Below are 10,698 nucleotides of genomic sequence, written 5' to 3' on the forward strand. Positions count from 1 at the left end.
GCCCAGATCAGCCCGCCGCCCCAATCGTAGATTACATCACCACCGGTGGCGCGCGACAGTGCCTGACCGAGCGCGCCGCCCGAAGCCGGCGGGCAAACGATGCGCCACACCGGCCAGGCCCCGAGCGCGCCGTTCGCCGCGAACGGCACCACGTCGCGCAGCGCGCTCCAGATCAAGGCCGAGGCGTCATCAGTGAGGCTGTCGACCGTTCCATAGGAGGAAAGTGTCTGGCTGAGCGAGGCCGCCCGGTGCACCGCCGACGCCGAAATGCCCTCAAGCCGCACCAGCGTGACCGGCTGGCCGGAGGCTGCCAGGCCGGCGAGCGCGCCGGTCCCGGACCGCAGCGCCGAACCCGGCAAATACGCCGCGCCCGACACGTCGAAGGGCGAACCCAGCGCTGCCGTCATCGCCTTGTTGGCGGTGACGTCGTCGAGCCCGCGCAGCACCAGCGTCCGCTCGGCTTCCGGCTTCGGCATCACCTTGAGCGTCACTTCGGTCATGACCGCCAGCGTGCCCCACGAACCGGTGAGCAGCTTGCAGAGATCGTAGCCGGTGACGTTCTTCACCACCCGCCCGCCGGTCTTGAAACTGTCGCCGAATCCGGACACCGCGTGCGCCCCGAGCAGATGATCCCGGGCGCCGCCGGCCTTGATACGGCGCGGACCGGCAAGGCCGGCGCCGATCATGCCGCCGATCGTGCCGGCTCCCGCGCTGCCGAGCAGCACGGACATGTCCATCGGCTCGAAGGCGAATTGCTGGTTCTTGGCGTCGATCAGGGATTGCACGTCGGCGAGCGGCGCGCCGGCCTGCACGGTGATGATCAGTTCGTTCGGCTCATAGGAGCTGACCGCGTTCAGCACCGAGACGTCGAGCACCGCATTGGTCGCCATCGGATGGCCGATGGCGCGTTTCGATCCATGACCAATGACCTCAAGCGGCTGCTCGCTGGCGACAGCGGCGCGCACCACCTCTTCGACGTCCTGGACGTCTCTGACTTTCAGCGTTTCCACCCGCTAGGCGGTAACGAAATTCGGCGCCGAAATCAAATGCGACGAACCCCACCGTCGCAATGCCGACGGAATGGCCCGGGAGCGGGGCTTGCCGCCCGACAATGGCGGGAACGGCGGTCGGGCCACCCTGCTCGAGGTTTTGGCCACATCGCGCCTCCTGCGCAGGCGGAGACGTAACACTTCGACCGATGTCGAACCATTTTCACGACATCGACATTTCGACCGTCGCCTAACCGAGTGCGCGGCACGATCCCCTATCTGTCGCGTTGCGGTTCGGCCGGCAAGACGGTTGGCGCACTTCATCTGGAGGCGATCATGAAATGTTCGGACGTCACGACCACGACGATGATGCTCACCCGACGATCGGCCATCGGCTCGCTCGCCGCGATCATGACGATCGCCGGCGTCTCGCCATGGACCGGATCGCAAGCTCGATCGGAGCAAAGCAACGGAGGAATGCAAATGAAGCACTATGCTATGAGCACGAGAACCATCAGCGATGCGATCAATACATCAGGCCTGCTGGTGGTGGCGCAATGGGAAGCCAAGGAAGGCCAGGCCGACAAGGTCGCGGCAATCCTCGACGGCTTTCTGCCGGAGGCGCAGAAAGACCCCGGCACCAAGCTGTTCCTGATCGGCCGCGGTAAGGACAATCCGGCGCAATTCCTGTTCTACGAATTGTTCCAGGACGAAGCGGCGTTCAAGGCGCATGCGGAGAGCGCCTACTTCAAGACCTACATCGCGGAGCAGGCGCTGCCGCTGCTCGCCAAGCGCGAACGGACGCAATACGTGCTGCTGTAAGACGGTGCCGCGGGAGGGCTTGCGATGCAGGTCCTCCCCCACCCGTGCGATATCAGACCGACGCGCGGCTGCCGTCGAGCGTCGCACCCAACTCGATCCGCTCGGGCGATTTGCGCCAGAAGGCTGCGATCGAAATCCGGGAGAGCACCGCCGCCTCGATCTGTTCGACCTGCGCCCTGAGCCGAAGCGCATGCTTCTCGACGAGATGCCAGGACACGAACGCGACGCCGAAGGCAATCGGCAGGCTGATCAGGATGTTCAGATACCAATGCTGAACTGGGGGGCCCAACGCCGCAACGCACTGCTGGACGACGACCCCGTAGAGATACATTCCGTACGAGTAGTCGCCGGATGACACGATCCAGCCTCGCCGCGGGTTCATGAGCCCCAGATAGCACGCGACATACGCGGCGGGTCCAACAATAAACGCATCGGTGTATCCAGTGGCCATCCCGGCCGCACAAATCATCAGCGCGAGCAGGAACGCGGTGCGGTTGAACGGGACCTTGTCGCGCCAGAGATAGAAGCCGACACCTGCAAGGAAGCAGAACACGAGCAGCGGCGGACGAAGGTGAAGATATTCTAGGTCCGAATAATAGATATCGTGCCAGGCGAAACCGATCTGGGCGAACACCAGAAACGCCAGAAACAGCACCCTGTTGAAGCAGATCGTGGTCACGGCGAGCAGCGCCAGGATCACGTAGCACCACAGCTCATATGGGACCGTCCAAAGCTGCGCATTCACCGCAAAAGGTACCGGATTGTGCAGAAACACGCCCGGAAGCTCGTAGTGGATGTCGCCGACGATATTGCGGAAATAGGCATAGAATTTCGGGTCCGCGAAATACTGCGCGAGGGGAAGCGCAGTGAAGATCGGGCCGATGATGATGGCCGAGAGTGTCGTCTCGACCGCAAGCGCGGGCACAATGCGAAGCACGCGCAGGCCGAGAAATGAAATCAGGCTCTTGCACCTCAGCAAACTCGCCGTCACCAGAAACCCACTCAAGGCGAAGAAGAGCGCAAGGACCATTGCGCACCCGATGCGGATATGGCCCAAGACCTCCATCGCCCGGTCGATCCCAAAGACGACGTTCACACTGTGCAGGCAGATGATGGTGGCCGCCAGCGCGAGCCGCAGATAGTCGAAGCCTGTGGGCCGATGGCGCGAAAGAGCCAACTGATCGGCCAGGCTGAACATAGGTTGCATTGCGCTTCCGAGACAACTACATCATCGGAAACTATCCAGCAACAAACTAACAAGATATGAACGCATAGCGTGCATGTCCGAACGGACGCAATCTAGGCGACGCGCCACCGAATTCGCAGCAAGCAATGGTTAAAGGTTATCGGCCGGAAAGGACGATCGGTCGAACGGGATTGATCGGCCCCGGCTGGACGACAGGCTCTCGTTCGGCCTGCTCGGCCCGGCGCCCGAATCCGAGGATCGAAATTCTGGAGAGCATCGCTGCTTCCAACCGTTCGACGGCATCTCTGAGCCGCAGCGCATGTTTCTCGACGAGATGCCAGGACGCGACGGCGACGCCGAAGGCAAGCGGCAGGCTGATCAGGATGTTCAGATACCAGTGCTGAACCGGCGGGCCGAACGCGGCAACGCACTGCTGGATGACGAACCCATAGAGATAGAGCCCGTAGGAGTAATCGCCTGACGACACGATCCAGCTCCGTCGCGGGTTCATCAGGCCGAGATAGCACGCGACATAGGCGGCCGGCACCGGAGCCAGCGCGTCGCCGCGTCCCGTGGCCATGCCGGCGGCGCACAGCAACAGCGCAACCAGGCACGCCGTGCGGTTGAACGGCACCTTGTCGCGCCAGAGGCAGAAGCCGACGCCGGCAAGGAAGCAGAACACCAGAAGGTGCGGGCGAAGCTGGATCGGCACCTCCTCCCAGCGGTAGACGTCGTAGCTCACCAGCGCGACCTGAACGATCACCAGGAACACAAGGTACGCCACCCTGTTGAAGCAGATCGTGGTCACCGCGAGCAGCGCCAGGATGACGTAGCACCACAATTCGTACGGCACCGTCCACAGCTGGGCATTCACCACGTGCGGCAGCGGATTATGCAGGAAGACGCCCGGCAGCTCGTAATGGATGTCGCCGACCATGTTGAGAAAATAGGCGTGGAATGTCGGGTCGGCGACATACTGCGCCAATGGCAGTTCGGTGAAGACCGAGCCGATGATGACGGCCGACAGCGTCGTCTCGACCGCGAGCGCGGGCCCGATCCGAAGCACGCGCAGGCCGAGGAAGGAAATCAGGCTCTTGCACCGCTGCAGGCTCGCCGTCACCAGGAAGCCGCTCAACGCAAAGAACAGCGCGAGGATCATCGCGATGCCGATGCGGAACGAGCCCAGTATTTCCAGCGCCCGGCCGAGCCCGAGCGTCACGTTCAGGCTGTGCAGGCAGATGATCGACACCGCCAGCGCAATCCGCATGTAGTCGAAACCTGCGGGCCGATTGCGCGAAAGCGCCAGCTGATCAGCCAGGCTGGGCATCGATGTGGTCCCGAAGACATGCATCTTGGGAGAATACCGAGGAACAGTTGAAGGTCGTGTAAACGGTGGCCGCCCGCAATTGCAGCGACGCGCAATTGCAGTCCTGCAGTGGCTTGCCACGGCCCTCGCGGCAAGCATCGGTTAAGGTTATCGGCCGGCTAGCGCGATCGATCGAAATGTACCGATCGCCCTAAAACCGCGGGATATCCGGGAAGGCCAGCTTGCCGGCGTGGACATGGACGCGGCCGAGCTCGGCGCAGCGGTGCAGGGTGGGAAACACCTTGCCGGGGTTGAGCAGGCCCTGGGCATCGAAGGCGCATTTCAGCCGCTGCTGCTGGTTGAGGTCGATCTCGGTGAACATTTCCGGCATCAGGTCGCGCTTCTCGATGCCGACACCATGCTCGCCGGTGAGCACGCCGCCGAGCTCGACGCAGCAACGCAGGATATCGGCGCCGAACGCTTCCGCCTTCTCGATCTCGCCCGGCTTGTTGGCATCGTAGAGGATCAACGGGTGCAGATTGCCGTCGCCGGCGTGGAACACATTGGCGACGCCGAGGCCATATTTCTCCGACAGCTCGCGGATCCGCGCCAACGCCTTCGGCAGCGCGCCGCGCGGGATGGTGCCGTCCATGCAGAGATAGTCCGGCGAGATCCGCCCAACCGCGGGGAATGCCGCCTTGCGGCCGGCCCAGAACAGATTGCGCTCGGCCTCCGAGGTCGAAATCTGGCAGGAGGTCGAGCCGCAGCCTTGCGCGATCGCCTCGACCCGCTTGATCAACTCGTCGACCTCGACCTGGGGCCCGTCGAGCTCGATGATCAGGAGCGCCTCGACGTCGAGCGGATAGCCGGCATGAACGAAGGCTTCCGCGGCGTGGATCGCCGGCTTGTCCATCATCTCCATGCCGCCTGGGATGATGCCGGCGCCGATGATGGCAGCCACGCATTCGCCGGCCGCCTCGACCTCGGCGAAACCGACCATCAGCGCGCGCGCCGTCTCGGGCTTCTGCAAGATGCGCACCGTGATCTCGGTGATGACGCCGAGCAGCCCCTCCGAGCCGGTGATGATCCCCATCAGATCGTAGCCGGCATTCTCGGCGGACTTGCCGCCGATGCGCAGGATCTCGCCATTCATCAGCACGATCTCGCAGCCCAGCACGTTGTTGGTGGTCATGCCGTATTTCAGGCAGTGCACGCCGCCGGAATTCTCCGCGACATTGCCGCCGATCGAGCAGGCGATCTGCGACGACGGATCGGGCGCGTAATAGAAGCCGGCATGGGCGACCGCCTGGCTGATCGCAAGGTTGGTGACGCCGGGCTCAGTGACGACAACGCGGTTGTCGAAGTCGATCTCGCGAATGCGCTTGAACTTGCCGAGCCCGAGCAAGACGCCGTCGGCGAGCGGCAGCGCGCCGCCGGACAGCGAGGTGCCGGAGCCGCGCGGCACCACCTTGATGCCCTGCTCCTGGCAATATCTGAGGACCTTCGCGACCTGCTCGGTGGTGTCGGGCAGCACCACGACCATCGGCGGCTGCCGATAGGCGGTCAGGCCGTCGGATTCATAGGCCAGCATCTCGGCGGCGCTGTCGATCACGCCCTCGCCCGGGACGATGGCGCGCAAGGCGGCGACGATTTCGGCGCGGCGGGCAAGGACGGCCTGATCGGCCGCCGGCATCATGATGGACATCGGTGTTCCCTCGGAGCGCTCGGCGCTTTGCGGATTTGTTACGACAAATCAAGCACGTCTGCATCCTGTTTCAGCCGCCCTGTTTCAGTCACCCGGCCGAAGGTCGGATTGCCCCGCCCCGCATTGCCGAGTTCTCTCTCGGACAAGCGGACGGCCATGAAACCTGTCAAGGTTTCGTGGCTTGTCCTGTCCAAGCCGGACATGCCACAAACCAAACGCTACCCCCCGGGACGAAACGAAGAGAACCCCATGAACCTAAAGACCTTGAGCGTGCTGGCGGTCGTCACGTCGCTGGCCACCGCATCCTCCGCGCTGGCGCAGGATGCCGCCGCCGGCAAGACCTCGTTCAACAAATGCCTCGCCTGCCACGCGATCGGCGAAGGCGCCAAGAACAAGGTCGGCCCCGAGCTCAACGGCCTCGACGGCCGCCACTCCGGCACCGCGCCGGATTACAGTTATTCCGATGCCAACAAGAATTCCGGCATCACCTGGAACAAGGAAACCTTCCTCGAATACATCAAGGATCCGAAGGCCAAGATCCCCGGCACCAAGATGGCCTTCGCCGGCATCAAGAACGAGACCGAAGCCAACAATCTGTGGGCCTACGTGTCGTCGTTCGACAAGGACGGCAAGCAGAAGTAATCGGCGGTATCGGACGTCGTCCGCCCTGCGCCAAACGCCAGGGCGGACGTGCCGCCGCGATCAGCGCGGCAACAGATTGGTCTTGGCGAGATCGACCACCTCGTCGCCCCGGCCGCTCATCACGGCGCGCAACACCCACAGGCTGAAGCCCTTCACCTGCTCGAGCGTAATGGTCGGCGGCATCGACAATTCCTGCGTCGCGGTCACGACGTCGAGCACGGCCGGGCCGTCATGCGCGAAGACGTTGCGGATCGCGCCCTCGAGCTCGCCGGGATCCTCCACCCTGACGCCGTGAATGCCCATGGCGCGGGCCATCGCCGCGAAATCGGGATTCTTCAGATCGACGCCGGTCTCGATGAAGCCGGCGGCCTTCATCTCCAGCGCGACGAAGCCGAGCACGCTGTTGTTGAAGATCACGACCTTCACCGGCAGCTTCGCCTGCGTCAGCGTGATCAAATCGCCCATCAGCATCGCAAAGCCGCCGTCGCCGGACATCGACACCACCTGTCGTCCCGGCTGCGCCGCCTGCGCGCCGATCGCATGCGCCATCGCGTTGGCCATCGAGCCGTGCACCCAGGAGCCGACGAGACGGCGGCGGCCATTCATTTTCAGATAACGCGCAGCCCAGATCGTCGGCGTGCCGACGTCGGCGGTGAACACCGCCTCCTCGGTGGCCTGCTCGCTGAGCAGGCGCGCGAGGTATTGCGGATGGATCGGCTTTTGCCCGGGCTTGCCGCGGGCAAGATCGTCGAGGCCGGCGCGGGCGTCCTTGTAGTGCGCGAGGCTGGCGTCGAGAAACTTGCGCTCGGTCTTGACCGTGAGCTTCGGCAACAGTGCGGCGATGGTCTCGCCGACATCGCCGACGATGCCGAGATCGAGCTTGCAGCGGCGGCCGAGATTTTCGGGTCGGAGATCGACCTGGGCGATACTGATGCCGGTCGGGAAGAACTGCTTGTAGGGAAAGTCGGTGCCCAGCATCAGCAGCACGTCGCAGCCGTGCATCGCGGCATAGCCGGAGGAAAAGCCGATGAAGCCGGTCATGCCGACATCGTAGGGATTGTCGTATTCGACATATTCCTTGCCGCCGAGCGCATGCACGATCGGGCTCTTCAGCGTCTCGGCGAGCTTGATCAGGTCGTCATGCGCCCCGGCGCAGCCGCGGCCGCAAAACAACGTGACGCGCCTTGCGCCATTGAGCAAAGCGGCCAGCGCGTTCAATTCGGCATCGGCCGGACGCACCACCGGCACGGGCGGCAGCAGGCCCGCGTTCGGCGCGATGTCGCGCTTCGGCGCCGGCCGCATCGCAACGTCGCCCGGCAGCACAAGCACAGCCACGCCGCGCTTGCCGATCGCGGCGCGGATCGCATTCTCCAGCATGTAGGGCAGTTGCGCCGGATCCGACACCAGTTCGCAATAATGGCTGCATTCGCGGAACAGGTCCTGCGGATGGGTCTCCTGGAAATAGCCGCCGCCGATCTCGGCCGATGGAATCTGTGCCGCGATCGCCAGCACCGGCGTGCGGCTGCGATGCGCGTCGAACAGGCCGTTGATGAGATGGAGATTGCCCGGGCCGCAGGAGCCCGCACATACAGCAAGATCGCCCGTGATCTGGGATTCGGCCGCGGCGGCGAAGGCCGCGACCTCCTCATGGCGCACATGCAGCCAGTCGATCGTCCCGCGCTTGCGCAGCGCCTCGGTCAAGCCGTTGAGACTGTCGCCGACGACACCGTAGATGCGCTTCACGCCGGCCTGGGCGAGGGTTTCAGCGATGAGGTCGGCGATGTTGTCGATCCGCATGGGGCTTGTCCTTTGGGTGATATCTGTCGAGCCGCGCAACCGCATGATGTTCGGCAGGCTGCAACCGCGCAAGCCTCACCGGATCACAGATTCGCGGGGACAGTCTTGTCCGCTGTTGCTGCCGGTTGGACCAACCGGTCAGCCATCGCCTCGATCTCGGATGCGACGAGATCGGGCGCCGCGTACTGCACCATGTGGCCGACCCTCGGCAGCACGATGAGCTTCGCGTTCGGCGCTGACGCAGCGAGCGGCCGCGAATGGATTCCGGTCGAGACCGTCTTGTCGACATCGCCCGAAATGATCGACAGCGGCGCCTTGATCTCCGCATAGCACGGCGCCTGCTCGACCACGGCGGCCTTCAGCGTGACGAGGTCGCGCGCATTGGCGATGAATTCGCGCGGGCGCAGCAGGAGCAATGTCTCGCTGTCGCGGACGAAATCGGCCGGCATCGGCTGCGGCGCGAACACGCCGCGCACGCCTGATGTCGTGACGAGATAACCGAGCGGCAGCGTGATTGTGCGCGCCAGCAACGGCCCGATCAGCGGCGTCGAGATAAGATCATTGTAGCGGCCGGCGCCGCCACGCCAGGGATAGGCGACCGGGGCGAGCAGCACGAGACCCGCGACGCGGTCCGGATGATCCAGCGCGATGCGCAGCGCGAGCGCGCCGGCCCAGGAATGCGCCACCACGATCGCCCTGATGACACCGAGCCTGGTCAGCGCCTCCGCGATCATCCGGCCCTGGATCGCGGGTGTCGAATCCGCCACGCGCTCGCGCGTGCTCCAGCCATGGCCCGGCCGGTCGATCAGGATCACCCGGCGTGTTTTGGCAATGCGGTCGCCGAGCGGCTGCATTGCGCGGAGATTGGAGCTGGCGCCATGCAGCATCACGATCGGCGGCCCCGCGGCATCGCGCGGGCCGAGTTCGACCACATGCAGCCGCGCGCCGGATACCTCGATCATGCGGCCCCGAGGCGAAAAGGCCTCCTGAATGAGGATGACGCCGATTTGCGTCACCAGGGCCAGCACCAGCCCGGCGGCCGCCAGCGCAATGATCGCGGTTAGCATCGAGGGGATCCGGAAGATCGTGGGCAATTGAAGCGTCTTGGGCACCTGAAAATTACGACCAAGCCGAAGCCAGGTTTCGCGTCGATTTGCCCGCAGCCCTGGGATGCCCTTGTTCGGAAAGCCAATTTTCGGTTGTCCGGTTCGCGCCCAAGGCGCAGTTGTCCACAATCCGCCCAGCCTGTGGATAGCGGGTTCATCCCACCGTCATTAGTAATTCCATAGATTGCCGGTGGCAATTTCGCCATCAGAGGCGAGGCTTCATCGAAACCGGGACGCACCCGGGATGCCTCTTGGCTTGTACACTGAATCCACAGGAACCTGCGTCCGCACGATGAGTTCAACGGGAAGTAATCGGAGGAGTACCATGATTTCCGACCCTAGCGATGTGGCCATCGATCAGATCGTGGCGAGCTGCAACGGCGACCTGCGCGGAGCCCTGAAGGCCCTGCTGCTCGTGAATGAGCACCTGGAGGCGGAGCTTCAGCAATTCTATGCGGCTGTCGCCCAGGACAGCGCATCCCGCGGCAAGTTCCTGCACTAGTCTCCTGCGCCGGACCGTATCGCGAGCAAGCGTCAAGCTCGCGAGCAACGTGTCCCCTCGCGTCAATCGCACGCAATCAGATGTCGCGGCCTTCGACCTTCTCGGTCAGCTGCTTGACGATCTGCGGCACCTTCTCGAGGTAGGGATCGACAGCCAGCGCCTTGCGGAAGGCGTCCAGCGCGCGCTTGTCGTCGCCCATGTCCTGCATGATCATGCCGACACCCGCCAGCGCGCCGAAATGGCGGGGCTCACGGGTCAACACCTGCTGCAGGTCTCCCAGCGAACGGACGTAGTCGTTCTTGAGATAGTAGATCGTCGCGCGCCGGTTCCAGGCCTCGACATAGTCGGGCCGGAGCTTGATCACCGCGTCCAGAAGCTTCAGCGCCACATCGATATTCTGGGCATCGAGCGCGGCCTTGGCGCGCACCATCAACAGCGCCGCGGTATCGCTCGGGGTTTGCAGCCACAGCGCCCAGATCCGCGCCTCGACGTGGCGGGCGCTGTCCTCATCGGGCGCAGCCTTCAGCGCACCGAACAGGAAATCCAGCCCGCGGGTACGGTCGGCCGGAACCTTCGGCAGCTTGGTCGGGGCTTCGGGCAGTTTCTTCTGGGCCTTCGGCGGCGGGACCACTCGCGGATCGTC

The 10,698-nt window shown here is 64.2% G+C and carries 10 protein-coding genes; 3 read left to right on the forward strand and 7 right to left on the reverse strand.

What is annotated here, in order from left to right; genetic code table 11:
- On the reverse strand, positions 1-1,010 hold a 1,010-nt coding region (locus tag H8B02_RS39930), incomplete at its 3' end, for an FAD-binding protein (protein WP_229171195.1).
- Positions 1,011-1,472: 462 nt separating this feature from the next.
- On the opposite strand from H8B02_RS39930, the gene H8B02_RS39935 reads away from it, so the two are divergent.
- On the forward strand, positions 1,473-1,811 hold the full coding sequence (locus H8B02_RS39935) for a putative quinol monooxygenase (protein ID WP_097671657.1): 339 nt from the start codon (positions 1,473-1,475) through the stop codon (positions 1,809-1,811).
- Positions 1,812-1,863: 52 nt separating this feature from the next.
- Here the strand turns inward: H8B02_RS39935 and H8B02_RS39940 are convergent, their stop codons facing one another.
- The 3 genes from H8B02_RS39940 to H8B02_RS39950 form a co-directional block, all read right to left on the reverse strand.
- The gene (locus H8B02_RS39940; RefSeq protein ID WP_229171196.1) at positions 1,864-3,018 is read right to left on the reverse strand and encodes an acyltransferase family protein; all 1,155 of its coding nucleotides are present in this window, start codon (positions 3,016-3,018) and stop codon (positions 1,864-1,866) included.
- Positions 3,019-3,154: 136 nt separating this feature from the next.
- Positions 3,155-4,324, reverse strand: coding sequence for an acyltransferase family protein (locus H8B02_RS39945; RefSeq protein WP_229171197.1), 1,170 nt, complete (start codon positions 4,322-4,324; stop codon positions 3,155-3,157).
- Positions 4,325-4,514: 190 nt separating this feature from the next.
- Positions 4,515-6,008, reverse strand: coding sequence for an FAD-linked oxidase C-terminal domain-containing protein (locus H8B02_RS39950; protein ID WP_229171198.1), 1,494 nt, complete (start codon positions 6,006-6,008; stop codon positions 4,515-4,517).
- 249 nt (positions 6,009-6,257) lie between these two features.
- Here H8B02_RS39950 and cycA point away from each other — a divergent pair, with 249 nt between their 5' ends.
- Positions 6,258-6,650, forward strand: a complete 393-nt coding sequence (gene cycA, locus H8B02_RS39955; protein WP_229171199.1) for a cytochrome c-550 CycA — start codon at positions 6,258-6,260, stop codon at positions 6,648-6,650.
- A 60-nt stretch (positions 6,651-6,710) separates the two neighbouring features.
- Here cycA and poxB read toward each other — a convergent pair whose 3' ends face one another.
- Positions 6,711-8,447 (reverse strand): ubiquinone-dependent pyruvate dehydrogenase, encoded by a 1,737-nt coding sequence (gene poxB / locus H8B02_RS39960; RefSeq protein ID WP_229171200.1) that lies wholly within the window; start codon positions 8,445-8,447, stop codon positions 6,711-6,713.
- 83 nt (positions 8,448-8,530) lie between these two features.
- Complete coding sequence (locus tag H8B02_RS39965) at positions 8,531-9,514, reverse strand: alpha/beta fold hydrolase (protein ID WP_229171201.1); 984 nt, start codon at positions 9,512-9,514, stop codon at positions 8,531-8,533.
- A gap of 364 nt (positions 9,515-9,878) precedes the next feature.
- Between H8B02_RS39965 and H8B02_RS39970 the strand changes: the two genes are divergently transcribed.
- The gene (locus tag H8B02_RS39970; RefSeq protein ID WP_171948016.1) at positions 9,879-10,055 is read left to right on the forward strand and encodes a hypothetical protein; all 177 of its coding nucleotides are present in this window, start codon (positions 9,879-9,881) and stop codon (positions 10,053-10,055) included.
- Between the two features lie 76 nt (positions 10,056-10,131).
- Here H8B02_RS39970 and H8B02_RS39975 read toward each other — a convergent pair whose 3' ends face one another.
- Complete coding sequence (locus H8B02_RS39975; RefSeq protein WP_229171202.1) at positions 10,132-10,686, reverse strand: tetratricopeptide repeat protein; 555 nt, start codon at positions 10,684-10,686, stop codon at positions 10,132-10,134.
- Between the last annotated feature and the right edge of the window lie 12 nt (positions 10,687-10,698).

Source organism: Bradyrhizobium altum, from assembly GCF_020889705.1.
In the GTDB taxonomy this organism is placed as follows: domain Bacteria; phylum Pseudomonadota; class Alphaproteobacteria; order Rhizobiales; family Xanthobacteraceae; genus Bradyrhizobium; species Bradyrhizobium altum.